The organism is Acinetobacter sp. WC-141 (assembly GCF_000313935.1).
In the GTDB taxonomy this organism is placed as follows: domain Bacteria; phylum Pseudomonadota; class Gammaproteobacteria; order Pseudomonadales; family Moraxellaceae; genus Acinetobacter.
Genome location: NZ_AMSS01000044.1, coordinates 98,949 through 121,848 on the forward strand (window position 1 = coordinate 98,949; position 22,900 = coordinate 121,848).

Genomic DNA, 22,900 nt, shown 5'->3' on the forward strand with positions numbered 1-22,900 from the left:
AAAAGCTTTTCCAAGTACAATGTTGCGCTAGTCGAGGGATGCTGCGACAAATGATCGGCACTAAAGATCAATTTGCCAGGCTCGACAATCGGTTAAACACTCGTTTTAACCAACAACGGCATCCGCGAACAGAACGATCCATACTATTTTTTCCCTAGGAGATCCTGATGAACGCGGTTAATGCTTCATTTACAGATTACAAAGTTGCTGACATCTCACTTGCTGACTACGGTCGTAAAGAAATCAAACTTGCTGAAGCAGAAATGCCAGCTTTAATTGGTTTACGTAAACGTTATGCGGCGTCTAAACCACTTGCTGGTGCAAAAATCCTTGGTTGTATCCATATGACCATTCAAACAGCGGTTCTTATTGAAACGCTTATTGAATTAGGTGCGGAAGTTCGTTGGACTTCATGTAACATTTTCTCGACTCAAGACCATGCTGCTGCTGCAATTGCTGCTCGCGGTATTCCTGTTTTTGCTTGGAAAGGCGAAACTGAAGAAGAATATGTATGGTGCCTTGAACAACAAATTAATGTAAATGGTCAGCCTTGGGATGCCAACATGATCTTGGATGATGGCGGTGACTTAACTGCTCTTGTTCATGAAAAATATCCAGCTCTTTTAGAACGCATTCACGGTATTACCGAAGAAACTACAACAGGTGTTCAACGTCTTATCGAAATGTGGAAAGACGGTTCTTTGAAAGTACCTGCAATCAACGTAAATGACTCGGTTACTAAATCTAAAAACGACAACAAATATGGTTGCCGTCACTCATTAAATGATGCAATCAAACGCGCAACTGACATGCTTTTGTCTGGCCGTCGTGCGCTTGTGATCGGTTATGGTGACGTAGGTAAAGGTTCTGCTCAATCTTTACGTCAAGAAGGCATGATCGTTCGTGTAACTGAAGTTGACCCTATTTGTGCAATGCAAGCATGTATGGACGGCTATGAAGTTGTATCTCCATACAAAAACGGCGTACAAACAGGTAAAAAAGAAGATATTAACCAAGATTTACTTGGCAACACTGACCTTGTTGTAACGACTACTGGTAACTACCACGTATGTGACGCTGCAATGTTAGACAGTTTAAAAGCTGGCGCAGTTGTATGTAACATTGGTCACTTTGACACAGAAATCGATACTGCTTATTTACGTGGTTACAAGTGGGTTGAAGTTAAGCCACAAGTTCACCAAGTTTATCGTTCAGAAGATGAAAATAACTACCTCATTCTTCTTTCTGAAGGTCGCCTTGTGAACTTAGGTAATGCAACGGGTCACCCATCACGTGTAATGGATGGTTCTTTTGCTAACCAAGTATTAGGCCAAATTCACTTATTCCAAGAGAAATTTGCTGACCTTCCTGCAAATGAAAAAGCTGCAAAAATTCGTGTAGAAGTTCTTCCTAAGAAACTTGATGAAGAAGTTGCTGCGGCAATGGTTGCAGGTTTCGGTGGTGTACTTACCCAATTAACTCAGGAGCAAGCCGGCTATTTAGGCGTTGCTGTTGAGGGACCATTCAAGTCTGACGCTTACAAATACTAAGAACTTAAGGGCAGACGGTGAACCGACTGCCCTTTTTTCTAAAAATATTGTTTCGCTGTTTACAAGGATTTGACATGACTAAACGTATACCCATTTCTTTTGAATTTTTCCCACCAAAAACTGATGCCGGTGCTGAAAAACTTCGTATTGTTCATCAAGAATTACAACTATTAAATCCAGATTTCTTCTCGATTACTTATGGTGCTGGTGGTTCTACTCGTGAACGCACGCTTGCTGCTATTGACGATTTCAATGGTAAAGGTACACCAGTTGCACCTCACCTTTCGTGCATTGGTGATGATAAAGCGCGTATTGCTGAACTACTCGACCTCTATAAAGCACAAGGTATTAACCGTATTGTTGCTCTACGCGGTGACTTACCTTCTGGTCAAGTTGGCCTTGGCGAACTTCCTTATGCTCAAGATTTAGTACGTTTTATTCGTGAGCATTCAGGTGATCATTTCCATATTGAAGTTGCAGCTTATCCAGAAATGCATCCTCAAGCTGAAAATCTTGATTCAGATATCCAACGTTTTATAGAAAAAGTACAAGCTGGTGCTAATGCAGGAATTACCCAATTCTTCTTTAATCCAGATTCATATTTTTATTTTATGGAGCGCTTAGAAAAAGCTGGAGTTAATATTCCGGTGGCTCCTGGCATTATGCCGATTACCAACGCCAGCAACTTAATCCGCTTTGCTGATGGTACTGGGGCAGAAATTCCTCGTTGGATTCGTAAGCAATTACAAGCCTATGGAGATGACAGCGAGAGTATTAAAGCTTTTGGTCATGAAGTTGTTGTGAAGCTATGTGAGCGCCTCATTGCAGGTGGTGCACCAAGCTTACATTTCTATTCAATGAATCAAGTCGAACCAACTCGTCAACTCGTTGTTGATCTTGGTTTAAATTAATTTTGTAAGGCGTACCCAATGAACCGTTTTTTTATCGAAACTGAACTTACAGTTGGTTCAACTATTCAACTAACTGAATCAGTATTTCATCATTGGGTGCGTGTTTTACGTGCACAATTACAAGAACAAGCGACTCTCTTTAATGGTCAAGGCGGCGAATATCTGGCTACATTGACCGAAATTAATAAAAAAAATGCTTTTGTCACAATTGAGAATTTTAACCCTGCAAATCGTAACGCCCCATTTAAAGCAGTTCTGGGACAGGTCATGAGTAAAGGTGACCGAATGGATTATGCCATTCAAAAAGCCACTGAACTGGGTGTAAGCCAAATTCAATTGCTTACCAGTGACCGCTGTGAAATGCGCTTAAAATACGATCGAGATCAAAAAAAATTAGATCACTGGCAAGCGGTTGCAATTGCAGCATGTGAACAATGTGGATTAAACCTAGTTCCAGAAGTCTTAGCACCCATTTCTCTAAGTGAATGGATAAGTTCTTCTGAACTTCCTCAATCTAAATTTGTTTTAGCACCAGAAAAAGAACAAAGAGATGTATTAGCCGGTATTCAACCCGAACTGGCCCTTTTGATTGGACCAGAAGGCGGTTTAAGTGAAAATGAAATTACTCAAGCCAATCAAGCTGGTTTTATGAATTGGTGTATTGGTGACCGCGTCTTACGTACAGAAACTGCGCCTGTAGTTGCCTTGTCTATTTTAAATTATCGATTTTTATCCACCTGAGTTCATTGAACATTGATTAAATCGTTATTTAAAGTTAATTTACTTTTATTGTATGAATAAAATTTCAAATTCTTTATCACTGATAAATCAGATTCTTTCTGTATATATGTAAAAAAATAGGATAGAAAAATCTTATGTCTGGGCTTCAGGAAGAATATCTACAGCATCAAACGAAAATTGAACAGCTTAAACTTTCAATTCAATATATACGCTGGTATTTGATTAGCTTAATATTACTCTGCCTGATTTCATATGCTATTTTTTCCTATTATTTTTCATCATCAATAACAACATTTAGTTGGTCTATGGGCCTTACTATAATATCTTTTATATGCTTATGGTTTATTCCAAATATTTTAACCAATTACCGTACTATTGATTTTATTAAAAAAGCCGACCTTATCTTACAAAGTATTTGTTTTATTTCAGGAATTTTACTTGGAATAAACGTTACAGTTATTCATTTTTATCTTCCGGCAGAATTGGTTGCCCTACCAGATGCTCATATTTTAATTGCTTTGTTTATTACTTCTGCTCATATCATTGGACTGACCTTTTTAACGCAACAACCCCGATATTTCTATCTTTTATTCATTCCCAGTACCTTACCCCTATTAATTGCTCAATTTACACATACGCCCATTACTCAACTACCTTTTTATTTCGCTTACAATATAGCTTTTGTCGCTACTGTACTCTGCGCATACGCAACTCAACGTAACTATAAAAAGATTTCTCAACTATTATTTAAAAATAAACAGCTCGTTCAAATTTCAGATCAACATACTCAGTGGGCTGAAGAGTTATGTGTACAGCTGCAACAAGAAGTGAACAAATCAAAAGATATTGAAGCCCAGCTCCAATTTAATAACCATTTGCTTGAACAAAAAGTACGAGAGCGCACTTACGATCTCACCAAAATGAATGAGCAATTGGAAAGCCATCATTACAATTTAGCTTTTACACATGAAACTGCTGGTATTCGGCCTTGGGACTGGGATATTGAAAATCAAAAATTAGAAATTACGTTTTTCGATCAACAAAAGCAAACACAGACGACCGTTATTCATCTCAATAGCATTTTAGACCGCGTACATCCAAGTGATAAAAAACTTTTTGAAGAGCGTTTAAAACAACATATAGAAGGAATTACAGATCATTTTAATATCAATTTCAGGATATTACGACGAGATGGCTCATGGCGATGGATTCAGGATGTAGGGCGGGTCATTACAAGAGATCCTAAAACACAAAAAGCACTTCGTATGGTAGGTATGACCCGAGATATACATCAAGAGAAAAAAGATCAAGAACACTTAAGGCTATCGGCAATTGTGCTTGAACAGGCGGCCGAAGGTATATTTATTCTAGATGAGCACCTAAACTATATTGATATTAATCCTTACTACGAAAAATTAACCGGATTCTCTAAATCAGAACTATTAAATAAAAAATTATTTAGCATTGCGATGAATCAAAAAGAATTACAACAACAATTTCATACCTCAATTACCCAACAGCTCCTCGAAACTGGAGAATATATGGGCCAATTTGATGAAAAGTTTAGTTCTGGCAAAAGCGTATATTTGTGGTTACACATCAATGTGGTTAAAGATGAATTCCATCAAATCACAAATTATATTGGATTTGCACGTGACCTCACTGAGCAAAAACGTCAGGAACAGCATCTATCCTATTTAAAAAATTATGATAGTCTCACTCACCTGCCTAATCGTCTTTACTATTACAATCAATTACATCAATATCTTGTAAACCCTTCATATAACATTAAAAATTTAGCTCTAATACGAGTAAATATTGACCGCTTCCGTGCTTTTAATGAGTTTTTAAATAATGATAGTGGCGATGAACTGCTTAAACAGTTTGCTCAGCGTTTACGCTTAATCAATATTAATGCAATTTTGGTTGCCTATTTAAATAGTGACGATTTTGCAATTATTTATGAAATTTCTCCCATTCATCCAAATATTGAGCAATATTGCCAAAATATTTTACAAGCGCTCAACGCACCTTTTTATATTGATAATCACGAATATTTTATTACGGCATCAATCGGTGTTGCATGCTTTCCTGAGCATGGCCGACAAATTGATCATCTTAACAACCATGCAGAACAAGCACTTTCAGAAGCAAAACGCTTAGGAGGCAATACCATTTCTTACTATTGCAATAAAGCAGAGCATCCATATAAAACTGCTGATTTAGAACAAGAGTTACGCAAAGCCATTCAAAATGATGAATTTGTCGTTTATTACCAACCAAAAATTAGTCTACTCGATCATTCAGTGATAGGTTTTGAAGCATTAATTCGTTGGCAACATCCCGAAAAGGGATTAGTTCTGCCAAATATGTTTATACCTTTTGCTGAACGTAGTAGCCTGATTTCGGACATTGGTAAAGTCGTTTTAGATAAAGTTGGAAAACAGCTCCAAGAATGGAAAAGCCAAGGCTACACAAACATTCAAGTTTCAGTGAATATTGTTGCCCAGCAAATACATCGTGGCTTATTACTCAATGATCTAGATGAGGTTTTGCAAAAATATAATATACAAGGTTCAGATCTAGAACTTGAGATTACTGAGTCGGCTCTTTTGGACAATACTGATAACGTCAAAACGCTATTACATGCAATAAAACAGCGGGATATCTCAATTGCTCTAGATGACTTTGGTACAGGTTATTCCTCTTTAGCGTATCTGACAGAATATCCAATTGATGTATTAAAAATTGATCGGGCTTTCATTTCTAAAATCGGTGATCACAAACAAGAAGCTATTGTAAATGCCATGATTGCAATGGGTAAAAGCATGGGGCTTAAACTGGTGGCTGAAGGTGTAGAAACAGAGGAACAAGTTGCCTATTTACAAAAACAGCAATGTGATTTTTTACAAGGCTATTTCTTTAGTCGACCTATCCCGGCTGAGCAGATTATTCCTTATCTACAAACAAATCCGCCTACTTTTTAATTGTTCTCACAGACTATTTTCACATATGCCGCTTTTTCCAAAAATGAGCGTTTTTGACTGTGAGAAATAAAGAAGTAGTGTTATATTCTTTAGCATTTAGCTCACTACAGGGCTATTGGCAATTCGTCTACTATTCTCTTAATTGGTAAAAATTAAAGCATAGTAAAATAACTGAATTGCCTTCTCCCTGAATGAGTGATTTGACTAGTTTGCTTTTTTGTATCAAATAGAGACTCAGATGGACGATCAATCTTTAAAACAGGCCGCTTTAAATTACCATGAATATCCAAACCCAGGGAAAATCAGCGTCACCCCAAGTAAGCAACTTGTCAACCAACGAGATTTGGCTTTAGCCTACTCACCAGGAGTTGCCGCGCCATGTTTAGAGATTGAACGTGATCCATCAACTGCTGCTAAATATACAGCACGCGGAAACTTGGTTGCTGTAGTAACTAACGGTACTGCTGTTCTTGGTTTAGGTAATATTGGCCCATTGGCTTCTAAACCTGTAATGGAAGGTAAAGGCGTTCTTTTCAAGAAGTTTGCTGGTGTTGACGTATTTGACATCGAAATTGCAGAAAACGATCCAGATAAAATCGTGGATATTGTTGCCTCTCTTGAGCCAACTTTCGGTGGTATCAACCTCGAAGACATTAAAGCGCCAGAATGTTTCTATATTGAAAAGAAACTTCGTGAACGCATGAAAATTCCTGTATTCCATGACGATCAACATGGTACAAGTATTATTGTAGGTTCAGCTTTGCTCAATGCATTGCAACTTGTAAATAAAAAAATTGATGAAATCAAAATCGTTGCTTCAGGTGCAGGTGCAGCAGCACTTTCATGTTTAGACTTGCTTTGTGCGCTTGGTGCTAAAAAAGAAAATATTATTGTTGCCGATTCTCGTGGTCTATTAACAACTTCACGTGAAGGCCTAGACGAATCTAAAAAACGTTATGTTCAAGACATTACAGCATCTCAGCTTCATGAAGTAATGGCTGGCGCTGATATGTTCTTGGGTCTTTCTGCTGCTGGTATTCTCACCAAAGAAATGGTGAAACAGATGGCTGAGAACCCTATTATTTTTGCTTTGGCGAACCCAGATCCAGAAATTTTACCTGAACATGCTCATGAAGTACGCTCTGACGTCATTATGGCAACTGGTCGTTCTGACTATCCAAACCAAGTAAACAATGCATTATGTTTCCCATACATTTTCCGTGGTGCACTTGACGTTGGCGCAACTACAATTAATGAAGACATGAAAATTGCATGTGTACATGCAATTGCGCGTATGGCTCATGTTGAAGCTGATGCAGCAACATATGGTGAAAAATCTGCTTCATTTGGTCGTGACTATTTAATTCCACGCCCACTTGATCAACGTTTAATTTTAGAAATTGCTCCAGCAGTTGCTAAAGCTGCAATGGACTCAGGTGTAGCAACTCGTCCTATCGAAGATTTCGCTGTATATCGTCAAAAATTGTCTGAGTTTGTCTATAACTCTGCATTCTTGATGAAGCCAATTTTTGCTCAAGCAAAAGCTGATCCAAAGCGTATTGCATATGCGGAAGGTGAAGACGAGCGCGTATTACGTGCAGTACAAATTGCTGTTGATGAAGACTTAGCTAAACCAATTTTAGTAGGTCGTACTGCTGTAATTGAAGCTAATATCAAAAAATTAGGCTTACGTTTACAACACGGCGTAAATATTGAGATCGTAGACCAAGAACAAAACCCAATGTATGAAGAGTTTTGGAAAGACTACTATCAAACAATGCAACGTAAAGGCATTACTGTTGAATATGCTCAACGTGAAGCTCGTCGCCGTTCAACTTTAATTGCATCTTTACTAGTTAAATTCGGTAAAGCAGACGGTATGTTATGTGGTACTTACAGTAGCTATAACATTCACCTTGACTTTGTACGTAATGTTATCGGTCTTAAAGAAGGCATGAACAACTTCTTCACATTAAATGCATTAATGCTTGAAGATCGTAACTTGTTTATTGCAGATACCTACGTAAACACGAACCCGACTGCTGAACAACTTGCTGAAATGACTATTTTGGCAGCTGAAGAAGTACGTCGTTTTGGTATTACTCCACGCGTAGCACTTCTTTCTCATTCAAGTTTTGGTAGCGACCAAACTGATTCAAGTGCTCAAAAAATGCGTGAAGTTTATCGTATTTTATCTGAGCAAGCTCCTGAGCTTGAAGTTGAAGGTGAAATGCATGGTGATGCAGCATTAGATGAAAACATTCGTCAATTTGCATTCCCGGGTTCACGTTTTAAAGGTTCTGCAAACTTGCTCATTATGCCAAACCTAGATGCAGCAAATATTTCATTTAACTTGTTGAAAGCGACTTCTGGTAACAATGTAACAATTGGTCCAATTTTGCTTGGCGCAGCAAAACCTGTTCATATTTTGACACCGACTGCAACTACTCGTCGTCTTATCAATATGACTGCTTTAACTGTTGCTGAAATCCAACAACAAGAAAAGTAATTTAGAAACTGCTTTTTACGAAAAGCCTCTCTAATGACTTGAGAAAACCTCTATTCTGTAGCATGATTGCTTGAAGAATAGAGGTTTTTTCATGCAAGTGTATTTAGTAGGCGGTGCTGTCCGTGATTCTTTACTTGGGCATCCCTATCAAGAAAAAGACTATGTTGTGGTCGGTGCAACGCCGGAACACATGCTCGCCCAAGGTTTTCAACCTGTAGGCAAAGATTTTCCTGTGTTTCTTCATCCTGAAACGAAAGAAGAATATGCACTTGCACGTACTGAACGAAAGTCCGGTAAGGGATATCACGGTTTCCAATTTTTTACTGATAGCACAGTAAGTTTAGAAGAAGATTTAATTCGTCGTGATTTAACCATCAATGCCATAGCAATGGATCAAGATGGCAAATTATATGACCCCTATGGTGGTCAGACTGATTTAGAAAATAAAACCTTACGCCATGTTTCAGAAGCTTTTGCTGAAGATCCTTTACGTGTTTTACGTGTTGCACGCTTTGCAGCTCGATATTCTGCATATGGTTTTCATATTGCGCCTGAAACATTACAGCTCATGCAAACGATGGCTGAATCAGGTGAACTTGATGCATTAACACCTGAACGAGTGTGGAAAGAAACTTCACGCGCGCTTTTAGAAGATCATGCAGATATTTATTTTCAGACACTACGGGATTGCGGTGCATTAAAACATCTTTTCCCTGAAATTGACGCATTGTTTGGTGTCCCGCAGCGTCCCGAATATCATCCGGAAGTAGACTGTGGCATACATACTCTCATGTCTTTACAGCAAGCATGTAAGTCAAACTACTCGCTTGATGTTCGATTTGCTGTTTTAGTACATGATTTGGGTAAAGCATTAACTCCTGTTAATGAACTCCCTCGCCATATCATGCATGAAGAACGCGGAGTGAAACCCGTTACTGAATTATGTGAACGTTTAAAAGTTCCAACGCAGACTCGTCAGTTAGCATTATCGGTGTGTAAAGAGCATCTAAAATGTCATCAGATTATGTCCTTAAAACCAGGAACTGTATGGCGTCTATTACAGCGTCTCGATGTATTACGTCGCCCTGAGAGAGTGGAAGCTTTTGTACAGGCATGTGAATGTGATGCTAAAGGAAGATTAGGTTTAGAAGACCGGCCTTATCCTCAAGCTCAATATATGTTAGATGCAATGCAAGTGGTTCGCTCTATTAAAGTTCAGGATTTACCAGAGAACATTAAGGGTGCTGAAATTGGTGAAATGTTAATTCAATATCGCATTGATGCTTTAACTGAGTTCAAACATCAACACCAAACACCCTCACATTCTTAATTTAAACCAATAAAAAAGCCTCATGATGAGGCTTTTTTTAACTTTACTGTTTAGGTAGCGGTATATATTGAGATTGACTATTTTGGTTTTTTCTTTCGCCAACTGTTACTACAAAGTTTTCTTGCTTCCCAGCTCGCTCAACCACTACATTAATTTCGCTATTAGGCGCTTGTAATGCAACGTAATTAATCAAATGAGATGCCGAAGTGATTGGTTCATTATTGACCTGAACAATCTTATCACCCACTTTTATACCTGCTGAAGCCGCTGGACCACTTTTTAAGACATCTGCAACCACAACACCAATTTGCTGTTTAGGTGCCAATACGTCGTCTTGGGTAGGCGGTACTAAACTAATGCCTAACCATCCACGTACAACGCGGCCATCTTTCAAAATCGAGTTTAATACTTGTTGGCAAATTTTAGCTGGAATTGCAAAGCCAATACCTAAAGAACCACCCGACTGAGAGAAAATAGCAGTGTTTACCCCAATTAAGTTACCAGCGACATCAATTAATGCTCCGCCTGAGTTACCTGGGTTAATTGCAGCATCTGTTTGAATAAAGTCTTCATAGGTATTGATACCTAAATCGGAGCGCTCAGTGGCAGAAATAATACCTTGAGTTACCGTTTGCCCTACGCCAAATGGGTTACCAATTGCCAAAACAACATCACCCACTTCATTACCGCTAAGCTTAAATGGCAACACAGGTAATTTATCTAAATCGATTTTAATTACAGCTAAATCTGTATCTGGATCCGTTCCAACAATTGTTGCTTCCGCACGGCGTCCGTCACGTAATGCAACTACAATTTGGTCAGCCTGAGCAATTACGTGATTATTGGTAAGAATATAACCATCAGCACGTACAATAACCCCAGAGCCTAAGCTATTTTCATTTTGCTGTTGTTCAGGAGCCTGATTTCCGAAAAATTCACGGAATACTGGATCACTTAACAAGGGATGATTTTGTTTAACTTTCTGGGTCGTAAAAATATTAACAACTGCCGGCGCTGCAACTTTGACCGCAGCGCTATATGACACCACCCCGCCCGCTCGTGAAGTATCAACCAGTGGTTCAACTTTCTCGGCAGGCATTTGCACCCCATCAACTGCAACAGTTGGTTTCGGCTGATGGTATTTTTGCCATGCAATAAAACTGGCAATTACAATAATAAGTAACACCCAAGGTAACCATGTAAAGGTGCGGCGCACGTTCATATCCTCTACGAAAAGAAGTTTTTAATTAAATTAATATATTGAACAAAAAGAGTTTTCAGTTAAGCATTTTAAATTAAATATGTCGATATACATAAAAAACTCAAAAAAGATTTGTCTAGCTTTAGTTACACAACAAAATATGTTTTTATAGCTTTGGCAATTATTTACTACTCAATTCAGGAAATATCATGGCAAATTTGCATGAAATTATTCAGTGGTGCGACCAAACCTTAAAAGCAGCAGAATTTAAAGATTACGCACCAAATGGCCTGCAAATTGAAGGTTCAACTGAAGTAAAACGTATCGTTTGCGCCGTTACTGCGTCCGAAGATGCGATTGATGCAGCAATCGCTCAGAATGCCGACCTATTACTCGTACATCATGGTTATTTTTGGAAGGGCGAACCGTATCCAATTACAGGAATGCGTGGTAACCGCATTAAAAAACTCATTCAAAATAATATTTCACTCGTAGCTTACCATCTACCTTTGGATGCCCACCCAACTTTGGGCAACAATGTAGCTATTGCAGAAAAATTGGGATTACACCATTTAGAACCACTCGATTTAGCCGAGAAACATCCAATTGGAAATATTGGATATTTAGAGCAAGCTATTTCTGTTGAAGAATTTAAATCAAAATTACAAGATAATTTTGATTTTAAGGTGATTCATTTACCAGCTGAGAAGCAAAGCATTCAAAAAGTAGGCTTTTGTACGGGTGGTGCTCAAGATTTTATTGCTAAAGCAGCTTCACAAAATTGCGATGCTTATATTTCAGGCGAAGTCAGTGAACGAACTTTCTATGAAGCAAAAGAATTAGGCGTTCACTATTTTGCATGTGGTCATCATGCAACTGAACGTTATGGAGTTCAGAGATTAGCACAAGCAATTTCACAGCAATTCGCTATTGAAAGTGAATATTTTGAATTGAATAATCCGATTTAATTAAGTCTTTTTTTCAATCTGTGTTATGCGTATTAATTAGATCTTTATTGTGTATAGTTCTTTAAAACGATGCCCTATTGTGAACAGAATCATTTACAATAGAGCCACTTAATATTGTATAACCCAGCAAATGCAAGGAATAGGAACATGACAACCATTACTTTACCTGCACTTCCATATGGCTATGATGATTTAGCGCCACATATCAGTAAAGAAACTTTAGAATACCATCACGATAAACACCACAATACCTATGTTGTTAACCTAAACAACTTAATCAAAGGGACTGACCTTGAAGGTAAAACTTTAGAAGAAATCATCAAAGCAACTGCTGGTGATGCATCTAAAGCAGGTATTTTCAACAATGCTGCTCAAGTTTGGAACCATACATTCTACTGGAATTCTATGAAGCCAAATGGTGGTGGTAAGCCTACAGGCGCAATCGCTGCTAAAATTGAAGAAGCTTTTGGTAGCTACGAAAAATTTGCAGAAGAATTTACTGCTGCTGCAACAACTCAATTCGGTTCAGGTTGGGCTTGGTTAGTTGCTGATGAAGTAAACGGTAAATTATCTATTACTAAAACTTCTAATGCAGACACTCCACTTGCACATGATCAAATTGCTGTATTAACGATTGACGTATGGGAACATGCTTACTATATCGATTTCCGTAACTTACGTCCTAAATACATCGCAACTTTCTTAGAAAGCCTAGTGAACTGGGACTATGCAAATGCAAAACTTGCAGGTCAACCAGCAGGTGTAGAGAAATAATTTTATTTCTCTATAAAAAACCACCCTATTTTGGGTGGTTTTTTTATTTTTAATACAACAAAAGCATATTAATCAAGCAAACGATTCATTTTCTTTAATATTCTTATTGACGCTTTTAGATTTCATCCATAAAATGCGCATCAGATTCTCCAATAGCTCAGTCGGTAGAGCGACGGACTGTTAATCCGCAGGTCCCTGGTTCGAGCCCAGGTTGGAGAGCCATCTACTAATCTCCCATAGCTCAGTCGGTAGAGCGACGGACTGTTAATCCGCAGGTCCCTGGTTCGAGCCCAGGTGGGAGAGCCAAGATTCTAAAAGCCCGCATTTATTGTGGGCTTTTTCTTATCCAATCATTTAATATTTTTCTATTATTTTTAATAAAATCAATGTTTCGGATATTTTTAAACCAAACGATTAGATATTCTGACTAATTCTATTATTAAGACTTGACCCAGCTCCCTTTCCTGCCTAAAATCCTTTTCCAGATTCTCCAATAGCTCAGTCGGTAGAGCGACGGACTGTTAATCCGCAGGTCCCTGGTTCGAGCCCAGGTTGGAGAGCCAAGATTCTTAAAAACCCACTCATCATGAGTGGGTTTTTATTTGTATGATGCCTTCACATGTTCGAATCGAGTCACTTATTTTTTATTGTTTTAGGTTGCTTAAGCACCTGCATTTTTCTTGTTGTTTGTTTACGTCCTTATTTATTTCCAAAACAAAAATTTTTTGCTCGTCCTGTCATTACTAACTTTGAAACTCAGATGTTTATTCGTTTAAAACAAAGTTTTCCAAGTTATCACGTTTTAGCCCAAGTGGCTTTTAGTGCTTTGATTACCAGTAATGACTATAAAATTCGTAGTCAGTTCAACCGAAAAGTTACCGACTTCGTTGTGCTTAACGACAAGATGGAAGTAATTGCCATTATTGAGCTAGATGACCCTACCCATCTTGAAAAAGCAGAAGAAGACCGTATTCGTGATCAAATGCTCACAGAAGCAGGTTACCTTGTAAAGCGCTACACCAATATTCCGACTGTACGCCAGTTACAAAAGGATATTCATTAACAAGCTGTTATTTCTTTTCAGAATTACCAGCTTCTTTCTCAGCTATTCTTTTTGCCATCTCCAGACGTTCCTGTTCATATTGCTTTTTAGTATTAGCATCACTTTTTGCAGCAAAGAAAAGTATTCCAATAATTAAAAAAGGAATGAGTAAACCTAATCCCATTAATAACCAAGGAACAGATTTTTTTTCAACAGGTCGTTGGCTCATGACTACTTCAAACTCAAACAATATCAATTTCAGAATACGTAACAATATAACAAAAAGAGCCGCTATAAAGTGGCTCTTTTTTTAAAGCTAATTTTTAATTAGATAATTAAATCTTAGAATTTACCTGTGCAATGAGGACTTTGGCTAGCATCTATTACCGATGGATCAAGCACTATATTTGTTTTAGCTGGCATCTTAGATTGAACAAATTGATAAATTTCAGCATTTCTACATACAATCGCTTGAGTATGAGCAGCCCCTAGAACAGGCACAAATGTCACATCAGTTCCCATTTTTTTAAGCCCCTCTTGTAAGGCAAGAGTAATAGGATATGGTACAGCCATATCAGCAGTACCCTGAACAATCATGACCGGTGAATTAATTTTTTTGGTTGCAGGTTGGTTATCCGCCAAGAATTTTTTCACAGTTGGGTTTTCTTGGAAGTTACCAGCTAAACCAGGATAATCTAACACTGTTTTGTCAGTATTAGTCGCAAGAAAATCACGAATATCATCTGCAAATTTATTATGCAAATCAGTTAAACATACACCATTTTCACCAGTAGTCCCTTCTGCAAACTCAGCTACACTCTGAGAACGTTGTTGGAAAATTTCACGATAATTAAATTTGGGTTCATAAGCTGTAATACCCACTGTGGTATATGCAGCATAGGCGAGTAGCTCAGCATACACTTCTACAGCCGTACCAATAGGTGCTTTACCAGCCTGCTCTTTCTCAAGAATGTCTTTAATTGCTTGCGGAGCAATTTTAGAAATAATATCGCCAAGGCTAGAAGCTGGTGCTGTTGCAACTGCTCCTTTGTAGTTACTGTCGTTATTAGCAAATTCAGCTGTTCCTAATGAAGCATGGCCTCCTTGAGACTGGCCAATTGACATCCATGAACTATTTAACTGACTACCGTAATGATCCTTCGCAGCTTTAACTGCTGCAATTGCAGATTTAGCCTCACTTCCTAAATTAAGGTATGGATGCATTCCTCGAGTACCTAAACCTTCATAGTCTGGAGCAATCACGACATAGCCAGCTGCCAATAATGTATCCGCTAGAATTTTGAAGCGTGGATTAATCGTATTGTTGCTTGGGGCACAACTATCCCCTACGCCTACAGTGCCGTGCTCCCATACCACTACGCGATAACCATCCTTAGGCTGAGCCGCTTTAGGAAACATCACTAGGGCCGTTGCTTCAGCTGTTTTCCCTTGTACATTGACCATGTTATAAGTCATGACTTTTATTGATGCAGCATCACTCAAGCTATCCTTAGAGTAAGCTTTTTCAGAAATATAAGTTTTATCAGGGTTTATGCCAATAAAGTCATCATCATTGTCATTACATGCTGCAAGAAATAATGTTGAAACCGATAATGTTATAGCTAAAGCAATTTTTGACCGTTTCATAGAATATCCTTTTTATGTATTATTTATTCCGCATATTTTTTATGCACAAATATTAAGACATAAAAAAAGTGCTCTGCATAGAACACTTTTCAACCTTGTGGTCATTTTTACTATATGAAATTTAAAAATATTCCCAGAAAAATGATTAATCCTACCCAACGATTGTGACGGAATGCCCAAAAACATACTTGAGGGTTGCGGTCTTTGGTTTTAATTGTTTGATATATAAAATCGAATGCAACAACAATTAAAGCAATGATCGCCCATGGAAATAAGATATTTTCTAAATACAGTGCAGCCCCAATCAAAACAAGGCTGGTTGCCTGTAAGAGTGCAATAATCTGGATGTCATATCGACCAAAAAGAATAGCCGTAGATTTGACGCCAATCTTTAAATCATATTCACGGTCTGTAATTGCATATTGAGTGTCATAAGCCACTGTCCACGCTAGATTACCAAAATAAAGAAGCCAACAAGTCAAATCTGGGGTTTTACCTACCGCAGTAAAGGCCATTGGAATAGACCATGAAAAGGCGGCACCTAAAAAAACTTGAGGTAAGTTGGTATAGCGTTTCATAAATGGATAAATGAACGCTAAGAATAATGCTCCAAATGACCAGTAAAAGGTTTCAATGGGTAAAAAGAACAACAAACATGCGCTTGCTAAAACGAGTACCAAGAACACATATACTGCTTCTCTTGCACGAATCACCCCAGTTGCGAGGGGACGCGTTTTCGTGCGCTCAACATGCGCATCAACTTTACGGTCTGCAAAATCATTAATAGCGCAACCAGCGGCACGCATAAAAATTACGCCTAAAATCATGACAAATAAAATACCTAAATCAGGTATTCCTTTTGATGCAACCCAAAGCGCCCACATGGTTGGCCAAAAAACCAGTTCAGTGCCAATAGGCTTATCAAATCGACATAGATAATAATAAGCTTCTAAGCGCTGACGCCATGTTGTGCTTGTTGCAGTCGTCATAGTAATTCCTTGTCGTGCTGCTGATTTAAAAAAGCTTCAAAAGCCGGTAAGAATGTTTCTTGGACGATAAATTTACATCCATGCCAAGTATAGCAACTTTGTCTCGTCCAACCTTCTGGCAAACGAATGACACGACGGTCACAAAGCGGAGTTGTTCTTTGAAATAGAAAAAAGCCAATGGGTGTAGAACCAATGTGCTGAAATATACGGGCTTTTTTTTGTAGGCTTAGAATTGGAAAAATACTTTTTGCTTTCACCCATGGCTCTATTTCACTACCATATAAATAGGTTTCCCTCACCCATGAAGTGTGGGCATGAGACATCTTCATCCATTGACTATCTGCAAAAGTTAAACGCTGAAAATGTTCTTTAAAAGGCTTCACACTAAACTTGCCACCCGCCAGTTCAGTCAATTGTTGAGTCAGAGAACCAGACGCATACAACCATGTTTTCAATTCAGGATTTAAAGTCTTTTCCTGTTTAAGTACTGGTTGACGTTTACGCATAATCTGCTCACATGAAAACTCGCACCTAGTTTACCCCAATTTTTTGATAAAAAACGTAGAGAATTCAATCAACATTCCAAGCAATAAAAAAGCCTGCATAAGCAGGCTTTTTTATGAAAATATGTATTACAAGCTGTAGTACATATCGAATTCAACTGGGTGAGTAGTCGTGTTAAGACGACGTACATCTTCAGTTTTAAGTTCGATGTATGCATCAAGCATTTCTTTAGTGAACACGCCGCCTTTCAACAAGAATTCGTGATCTGCTTGAAGTGCTTCAAGAGCCATATCTAAGCTATGAGCAACTGTTGGGATTTTTGCTTCTTCTTCTGGAGGAAGATCGTACAAGTTCTTATCAGCAGCTTCGCCCGGATGGATCTTGTTTTGAATACCGTCGATACCAGCCATTAACAATGCAGCGAAACCTAAGTACGGGTTCATCATTGGGTCTGGGAAACGAGCTTCGATACGCTTACCTTTAGGGCTAGAAACGTATGGAATACGGATAGAAGCAGAACGGTTACGCGCTGAGTAAGCAAGCATAATTGGTGCTTCGAAGTGAGGAACCAAACGCTTGTATGAGTTTGTAGATGGGTTTGTGATTGCATTCAATGCACGAGCGTGCTTGATGATACCACCGATGAAGTACAACGCCATTTCTGAAAGGCCTGCATATTCATCACCAGCAAACAAGTTCTTGCCATCTTTAGAGATAGACATGTGAACGTGCATACCAGAACCGTTATCACCTACCATTGGTTTAGGCATAAAGGTTGAAGTTTTTGCATATTGGTGAGCAACGTTCCAAACAGCATATTTGAACTGTTGAACTTCGTCAGCTTTACGTACAAGTGTATTGAAGCTCACACCAATTTCTAACTGGCAAGAAGCAACTTCGTGGTGATGTACTTCTACACGACCTGGACCCATGATGTCTTCGATTTTTGCACACATTTCTGCACGCATATCTTGTGAAGAATCAACAGGAGGAACTGGGAAGTAACCGCCTTTAACACGTGGACGGTGACCAGAGTTACCTGACTCGTAATCTTTACCAGTAGACCAAGCAGCTTCTTCAGCGATCAATGTATGACGAGCGCCAGACATATCGATGTCCCACTTCACTTCGTCAAATACAAAGAATTCTGGTTCTGGACCAAAGAATGCAGTATCACCGATACCTGTAGATTTTAAGTATTCTTCTGCACGGCGAGCAATCGAACGTGGGTCACGCTCATAACCTTGACCTGTTGAAGGTTCAATAACGTCACAAGTCACAACTACAGTTGGTTCAGCAAAGAACGGGTCGATGAAACCAGTTTCTGCATCTGGACGTAAAATCATGTCAGACGCTTCAATGCCTTTCCAACCAGCGATTGAAGAACCATCAAACATTTTACCGTCTTCAAAAGTATCTTCATCAATAGAATCAGCTGGGTAAGTTACATGCTGCTCTTTACCCTTAGTATCAGTAAAGCGAAAATCGACCCATTTTGCGCCACTTTCTTGTATGAGTTGAAGGACCTTGTTCGCCATGCTCATTTTGCTCCAATGAAATTTTGTTGCACTTGTTAAGTGCGTGTTAATTGCTGGTATTTATATAGCAATTCTCATACCAACTTTATAAGACTTACCTAAAACATTGAATTGCTTATAACTATCTATGATTTAGGTCCCTTGTCTTGAACCCATTATACTGTTTGCATAGTTAAATGCACCATATTCAGACATTTTCAAATTATGGCATACAAGAATAGCTCGCAATCGCCCTAATTTAGTGCAAAATTGTTGCGCTAATATGAATCATCGCATCAATTTCTAACAGTAATTCATGATCATAATACTTTCTTATATAGAATGCTGATCTTCTTACTGCACTGAACGAAAATAATAAATGGTGAATGATGAAGTTTTAAAATTAAGTTGAGAATACGATATCTACGCCATGCTTTTGCCAAAAGGGTTCTAATATAAATATTGTTTTATAAAATCACTCTCAAAACCTTCTTAAAAAGTCATCTATGACGTCATACCTCATCCATTAAAATAATGAGGTTTTAAAAAATTATTTTCCTTTATGACGGAGTTCTTGTTTTCAAAGTTTGTTAAAAATCTCTTAATTTACTTTTTTATTATGGAATTCGCTGCGATGAGGTAAATTTTGATCAGCTTTGGTGCACTAAGAAGCGCAAAGGAGTTTTTTACCATTTGTTATATACCTTTTTTATACAGTACCAACTTGCTTTTCAATTTAAATAAAACTAAAAAATAAAACATAACTTTTTTTTATAACTAAACAAACTAAAAGTTTGGTTTATTAAACAATTAATATATTCAAAGGATTTGAAATGAAGAATGAACTCGAACAATGCGACACCGCTTTTTTCGGCCATCCAAAACCCTTAAAAACTTTATTTTTTACAGAACTATGGGAACGCTTTTCTTACTATGGAATTCGTCCCCTATTGGTCCTTTATATGGTTGCAATGGTCAATGACGGTGGTTTAGGACTTGACCGTCCTACCGCTGCTGCAATTGTTGGATTATTTGCAGGTTCCATGTATTTAATGACCGTTTTAGGGGGTTGGATTGCTGATAACTGGTTAGGTCAGGCACGATCTGTATGGTATGGCTCCATCATTATTGCATTGGGTCATTTATCGATTGCACTTACCCCTGTCTTTGATCAATTCTTTTTTTATTTCGGTTTAGTTCTTATTGTTCTTGGATCAGGGTTGTTTAAAACGTGTATTTCAGTGATTGTCGGAACATTATATAAAGCTCAGGATAGTAGACGAGATGCTGGTTTCTCCATTTTTTATATGGGAATTAATATAGGTTCTTTTATTGCTCCACTTCTTACAGGCCTATTTGCACGTGATCATAACTGGCACTTAGGTTTCGGGATTGGTGGTCTTGGAATGTTAGTTGCATTACTTATTTTTCGTGTATTCGCTATTCCACAACTACAGTCTTTCAATCAATTGCGCCAGCAAACTGATAACTGGAATAAACCTGTCATAGAAAATAAAAATGCTCCCAAAATTGCTTTCTCCTTTTTACTATCTGTCGCAGTCGTTATTGCTCTTACCTACTTTGGTGTCATTCACATCAATCCAGTCGCTGTAGCAACCTACTTAACCGTAGGAATCGGCGTTGGTATTATTGCTTATTTTGCGTACTTACTACTTTTCCTGAATTTAGAGCAGCATGATAAATTCAAAATTATTATTTGCTTTGTTTTATTAGCAGCATCTGCCTTATTTTGGTCAGCTTTTGAACAAAAGCCCACAACTTTTACTTTATTTGCGCAAGATTATACGGACCGTATTGTTTTCGGATTTGAGATCCCAACTGTATGGTTTGAATCAATCAATGCTCTGTTTATTATTGTTTTTGCTCCAGTTGCAGCTTGGCTTTGGGCTAGACTAGGTAAGGCAAATAAAGACCCAAGTTATATCAGCAAATTTATTATCGCATTGTTATTCGCAGCAGGTGGTTTCTTATTGATGTCACTTGCAAGCAGTTTTGCTATTGCAGGTGGATTAGTTTCACCATTTTGGTTAGTAGGTACTTTATTTCTACTTACTATCGGAGAACTTTGTCTAAGCCCAATTGGTCTATCTACCATGACTAAACTTGCACCTGATGTTATCCGTAGTCAAATTATGGGCCTATGGTTTACAGGTTCAGCTTTGGGTAATCTTATCGCTGGTTTAATTGGCGGACATGTATCGGCAGATGGCATTAATCATTTACCGAGTCTCTTTATGCGATGTGTCTTGGCATTAGTGATCGGCGCAATTGTGTTATTTTTATTAAAGAAACCTATCAATAGATTAATGAACAAAAGTACCAGTAAAGTTCAACCTGAGTTGGAAACTATATGAGCGTTTTAACTGTTCCAGAAAAACTTGAGAAACTTCGTGAACTCATGCGCAAGCAACATGTAGATGCTTTGATTGTCATGAGTGCCGATCCTCACATGTCAGAATATTTACCGGACTACTGGAAAGCAAGGCAGTGGTTAAGCGGTTTTAGTGGTTCGGTTGGTACGCTCGTCGTGACCCAAAACTTTGCAGGACTCTGGGCTGATGGTCGCTATTGGGTACAAGCTGAGCAACAACTTGTTGGAACTGGCTTTGATCTTCAAAAATTAACAAGTGATGAATCTTCAACACATCTCGCTTGGATTGAAAAGAATCTACAGCCAGAATCAGTTATTGTCGTAAATGGACATACTTTATCAATTCAGCAATTTAAGGCGCTCGAACATACTGCACGAGTTAATAATTATAAACTCGAAACCCAACAAGATTTAATTGGAGAGATTTGGTTAAACCGCCCAGAACTTCCATCAAAAAAAATTCATCTCATGCCAGAAGGGTTAAATGCCCTATCTCGTAAAGAAAAAATTCAGGCTATTCGTGAAACTTTAGATAGCAAGAATATTACGGGTCATTTCATTTCATCTTTAGACGATATTGCTTGGGTCTTAAATGCACGTGGGCAAGATGTAGAATATAACCCTGTGTTCCTTTCACATTTATATGTCAGTGCAAAACAAACGATTCTTTTTATTGATGCTGAAAAAGTTGATGTAAGCATTCAGCAAGCTTTGGCAGCCGATGGTATTGAAATTCGTAACTACCAAGATACAGCTAAGTTTTTAGCGAATATTTCTGATGCCTCAGTACTTTTAGATCCAGCGAAAGTGTCGATTTTTCATGAACAAGCCATCGCAAAAGATATTCGAGTTGTATACGACATCAACCCGAGTACACTTTTTAAATCGCGTAAGCATGAAAGCGAAATTGCTCATATCCGTCATGCAATGGTTAAAGATGGAGTCGCGCTTTGCCACTTTTTCCATTGGTTAGAGAAAGCACTTCATCATGGTGAAAGCATTTCAGAACTCACCATTGATGAAAAGATTACAGCTTTCCGTGCTCAGCAAGATGGATTTATAGGACCAAGTTTTTCAACGATTGCTGGCTTTAATGCTAATGGTGCTTTACCCCACTACCGTGCAACTGAAGAGCACTATTCATTTATCGAAGGCGATGGTCTATTGCTCATTGACTCAGGTGGGCAATATGTAGATGGAACAACGGATATTACTCGTGTTGTTCCTGTAGGCACGCCAACAGGGCAACAAAAACGTGACTACACCTTGGTTTTAAAATGTCACATTGCTTTAGCAAAAACGATTTATCCTGAAGGTTTAGCTGCTCCTCTACTCGATTCAATTTGTCGTAATACTTTATGGCAACATGGTTTAGATTATCGACATGGAACAGGCCACGGCGTAGGCTTTGCGCTTAATGTTCATGAAGGTCCGCAAGTTCTTTCTTATTACGCGCCTATACATGCCTATAGCAAATTGCGTGAAGGAATGATTATTTCTAACGAACCGGGCTTATACCATGAGGGACAATATGGTATTCGCATTGAAAATCTGGTTGCAAACAAACTTCACACTGGGTTTGAAAAAACTTACGGAGAATTCTTGGAATTTGAAACGCTGACCCTTTGCCCGATTCATTTAAATTGTATCGTTATTGATATGCTAACGAATGAAGAAAAAGACTGGTTAAATCGTTACCATCAAACTGTTCAAGAAAGACTCGCTGAACATTTGTCTGGAGAAGTTTTAGACTGGCTGATTTACAACACTAGAGCGATTTAATCTTCTTTTTTACTCAGGCAGAATAATTTTCTATTTCTAATAACAATCTTATTTTG

17 protein-coding genes and 3 tRNA genes are annotated in these 22,900 nt (G+C 38.3%); 14 read left to right on the forward strand and 6 right to left on the reverse strand.

The window, feature by feature from the left end; translation table 11 throughout:
• Nucleotides 1-167: 167 nt before the first annotated feature.
• From ahcY to ACINWC141_RS07940, 6 genes are all read left to right on the forward strand, one after another.
• Nucleotides 168-1,550, forward strand: a complete 1,383-nt coding sequence (gene ahcY / locus ACINWC141_RS07915; protein ID WP_009390035.1) for an adenosylhomocysteinase — start codon at nucleotides 168-170, stop codon at nucleotides 1,548-1,550.
• 74 nt (nucleotides 1,551-1,624) lie between these two features.
• Nucleotides 1,625-2,461 (forward strand): methylenetetrahydrofolate reductase [NAD(P)H], encoded by an 837-nt coding sequence (metF, locus tag ACINWC141_RS07920; RefSeq protein WP_009389890.1) that lies wholly within the window; start codon nucleotides 1,625-1,627, stop codon nucleotides 2,459-2,461.
• 18 nt (nucleotides 2,462-2,479) lie between these two features.
• Complete coding sequence (locus ACINWC141_RS07925; RefSeq protein WP_009390018.1) at nucleotides 2,480-3,202, forward strand: 16S rRNA (uracil(1498)-N(3))-methyltransferase; 723 nt, start codon at nucleotides 2,480-2,482, stop codon at nucleotides 3,200-3,202.
• 134 nt (nucleotides 3,203-3,336) lie between these two features.
• On the forward strand, nucleotides 3,337-6,189 hold the full coding sequence (locus ACINWC141_RS07930) for a putative bifunctional diguanylate cyclase/phosphodiesterase (RefSeq protein WP_009389929.1): 2,853 nt from the start codon (nucleotides 3,337-3,339) through the stop codon (nucleotides 6,187-6,189).
• A 238-nt stretch (nucleotides 6,190-6,427) separates the two neighbouring features.
• On the forward strand, nucleotides 6,428-8,698 hold the full coding sequence (locus ACINWC141_RS07935; RefSeq protein WP_009389996.1) for an NADP-dependent malic enzyme: 2,271 nt from the start codon (nucleotides 6,428-6,430) through the stop codon (nucleotides 8,696-8,698).
• Nucleotides 8,699-8,789: 91 nt separating this feature from the next.
• Nucleotides 8,790-10,028, forward strand: coding sequence for a multifunctional CCA addition/repair protein (locus ACINWC141_RS07940; protein ID WP_009389911.1), 1,239 nt, complete (start codon nucleotides 8,790-8,792; stop codon nucleotides 10,026-10,028).
• A 43-nt stretch (nucleotides 10,029-10,071) separates the two neighbouring features.
• Here the strand turns inward: ACINWC141_RS07940 and ACINWC141_RS07945 are convergent, their stop codons facing one another.
• On the reverse strand, nucleotides 10,072-11,244 hold the full coding sequence (locus tag ACINWC141_RS07945) for a S1C family serine protease (protein WP_009389955.1): 1,173 nt from the start codon (nucleotides 11,242-11,244) through the stop codon (nucleotides 10,072-10,074).
• A gap of 194 nt (nucleotides 11,245-11,438) precedes the next feature.
• On the opposite strand from ACINWC141_RS07945, the gene ACINWC141_RS07950 reads away from it, so the two are divergent.
• The 6 genes from ACINWC141_RS07950 (at nucleotide 11,439) to ACINWC141_RS07975 (ending at nucleotide 14,034) form a co-directional block, all read left to right on the forward strand.
• Entirely contained in the window at nucleotides 11,439-12,197 is a 759-nt protein-coding gene (locus ACINWC141_RS07950; protein WP_009389900.1) for a Nif3-like dinuclear metal center hexameric protein, read from the forward strand.
• A 147-nt stretch (nucleotides 12,198-12,344) separates the two neighbouring features.
• Complete coding sequence (sodB, locus tag ACINWC141_RS07955; RefSeq protein ID WP_009389881.1) at nucleotides 12,345-12,971, forward strand: superoxide dismutase SodB; 627 nt, start codon at nucleotides 12,345-12,347, stop codon at nucleotides 12,969-12,971.
• Between the two features lie 146 nt (nucleotides 12,972-13,117).
• Nucleotides 13,118-13,193 (forward strand) — tRNA-Asn (locus ACINWC141_RS07960).
• An 8-nt stretch (nucleotides 13,194-13,201) separates the two neighbouring features.
• Nucleotides 13,202-13,277, forward strand: a tRNA-Asn gene (locus ACINWC141_RS07965).
• 181 nt (nucleotides 13,278-13,458) lie between these two features.
• Nucleotides 13,459-13,534 (forward strand) — tRNA-Asn (locus tag ACINWC141_RS07970).
• Between the two features lie 56 nt (nucleotides 13,535-13,590).
• Complete coding sequence (locus ACINWC141_RS07975) at nucleotides 13,591-14,034, forward strand: DUF2726 domain-containing protein (protein WP_009389766.1); 444 nt, start codon at nucleotides 13,591-13,593, stop codon at nucleotides 14,032-14,034.
• Between the two features lie 7 nt (nucleotides 14,035-14,041).
• Here ACINWC141_RS07975 and ACINWC141_RS07980 read toward each other — a convergent pair whose 3' ends face one another.
• The 5 genes from ACINWC141_RS07980 to glnA form a co-directional block, all read right to left on the reverse strand.
• Entirely contained in the window at nucleotides 14,042-14,242 is a 201-nt protein-coding gene (locus ACINWC141_RS07980) for a hypothetical protein (protein ID WP_009390041.1), read from the reverse strand.
• A 113-nt stretch (nucleotides 14,243-14,355) separates the two neighbouring features.
• A complete protein-coding gene (locus tag ACINWC141_RS07985) occupies nucleotides 14,356-15,660 on the reverse strand; it encodes an alpha/beta hydrolase family protein (protein WP_009389959.1) in 1,305 nt (434 codons plus the stop codon).
• Nucleotides 15,661-15,770: 110 nt separating this feature from the next.
• Nucleotides 15,771-16,649: a 4-hydroxybenzoate octaprenyltransferase gene (gene ubiA / locus ACINWC141_RS07990; protein WP_009389888.1), complete on the reverse strand. Its 879-nt coding sequence runs from the start codon at nucleotides 16,647-16,649 to the stop codon at nucleotides 15,771-15,773.
• Nucleotides 16,646-17,155 (reverse strand): chorismate--pyruvate lyase family protein, encoded by a 510-nt coding sequence (locus tag ACINWC141_RS07995; protein WP_009390024.1) that lies wholly within the window; start codon nucleotides 17,153-17,155, stop codon nucleotides 16,646-16,648. The genes ubiA and ACINWC141_RS07995 overlap by 4 nt, the downstream gene beginning before the upstream one ends.
• Before the next feature lie 126 nt (nucleotides 17,156-17,281).
• Nucleotides 17,282-18,697, reverse strand: a complete 1,416-nt coding sequence (gene glnA, locus ACINWC141_RS08000; RefSeq protein WP_009390016.1) for a type I glutamate--ammonia ligase — start codon at nucleotides 18,695-18,697, stop codon at nucleotides 17,282-17,284.
• A gap of 788 nt (nucleotides 18,698-19,485) precedes the next feature.
• Between glnA and ACINWC141_RS08005 the strand changes: the two genes are divergently transcribed.
• Together ACINWC141_RS08005 and ACINWC141_RS08010 are read left to right on the forward strand one after the other, a co-directional pair.
• Nucleotides 19,486-21,045 carry a peptide MFS transporter gene (locus tag ACINWC141_RS08005; RefSeq protein ID WP_081400063.1) on the forward strand — a complete coding sequence of 520 codons (1,560 nt, stop codon included), beginning with the start codon at nucleotides 19,486-19,488 and terminating at the stop codon, nucleotides 21,043-21,045.
• Nucleotides 21,042-22,844: an aminopeptidase P family protein gene (locus tag ACINWC141_RS08010; protein ID WP_009389738.1), complete on the forward strand. Its 1,803-nt coding sequence runs from the start codon at nucleotides 21,042-21,044 to the stop codon at nucleotides 22,842-22,844. The genes ACINWC141_RS08005 and ACINWC141_RS08010 overlap by 4 nt, the downstream gene beginning before the upstream one ends.
• Nucleotides 22,845-22,900 lie beyond the last annotated feature (56 nt).

Excerpts from the sequence above, each read along its gene's own strand:
- ubiA (WP_009389888.1), bottom strand. The coding sequence starts at position 16,649 with ATGACGACTGCAACAAGCACAACATGGCGTCAGCGCTTAGAAGCTTAT.
- ACINWC141_RS07950 (WP_009389900.1), top strand. The coding sequence starts at position 11,439 with ATGGCAAATTTGCATGAAATTATTCAGTGGTGCGACCAAACCTTAAAA.
- ACINWC141_RS07975 (WP_009389766.1), top strand. The coding sequence starts at position 13,591 with ATGTTCGAATCGAGTCACTTATTTTTTATTGTTTTAGGTTGCTTAAGC.
- glnA (WP_009390016.1), bottom strand. The coding sequence starts at position 18,697 with ATGAGCATGGCGAACAAGGTCCTTCAACTCATACAAGAAAGTGGCGCA.
- ACINWC141_RS07935 (WP_009389996.1), top strand. The coding sequence starts at position 6,428 with ATGGACGATCAATCTTTAAAACAGGCCGCTTTAAATTACCATGAATAT.
- ACINWC141_RS07930 (WP_009389929.1), top strand. The coding sequence starts at position 3,337 with ATGTCTGGGCTTCAGGAAGAATATCTACAGCATCAAACGAAAATTGAA.
- ACINWC141_RS07985 (WP_009389959.1), bottom strand. The coding sequence starts at position 15,660 with ATGAAACGGTCAAAAATTGCTTTAGCTATAACATTATCGGTTTCAACA.
- ACINWC141_RS07925 (WP_009390018.1), top strand. The coding sequence starts at position 2,480 with ATGAACCGTTTTTTTATCGAAACTGAACTTACAGTTGGTTCAACTATT.
- ahcY (WP_009390035.1), top strand. The coding sequence starts at position 168 with ATGAACGCGGTTAATGCTTCATTTACAGATTACAAAGTTGCTGACATC.
- ACINWC141_RS08010 (WP_009389738.1), top strand. The coding sequence starts at position 21,042 with ATGAGCGTTTTAACTGTTCCAGAAAAACTTGAGAAACTTCGTGAACTC.
- ACINWC141_RS07995 (WP_009390024.1), bottom strand. The coding sequence starts at position 17,155 with ATGCGTAAACGTCAACCAGTACTTAAACAGGAAAAGACTTTAAATCCT.
- sodB (WP_009389881.1), top strand. The coding sequence starts at position 12,345 with ATGACAACCATTACTTTACCTGCACTTCCATATGGCTATGATGATTTA.
- ACINWC141_RS07980 (WP_009390041.1), bottom strand. The coding sequence starts at position 14,242 with ATGAGCCAACGACCTGTTGAAAAAAAATCTGTTCCTTGGTTATTAATG.
- metF (WP_009389890.1), top strand. The coding sequence starts at position 1,625 with ATGACTAAACGTATACCCATTTCTTTTGAATTTTTCCCACCAAAAACT.
- ACINWC141_RS07940 (WP_009389911.1), top strand. The coding sequence starts at position 8,790 with ATGCAAGTGTATTTAGTAGGCGGTGCTGTCCGTGATTCTTTACTTGGG.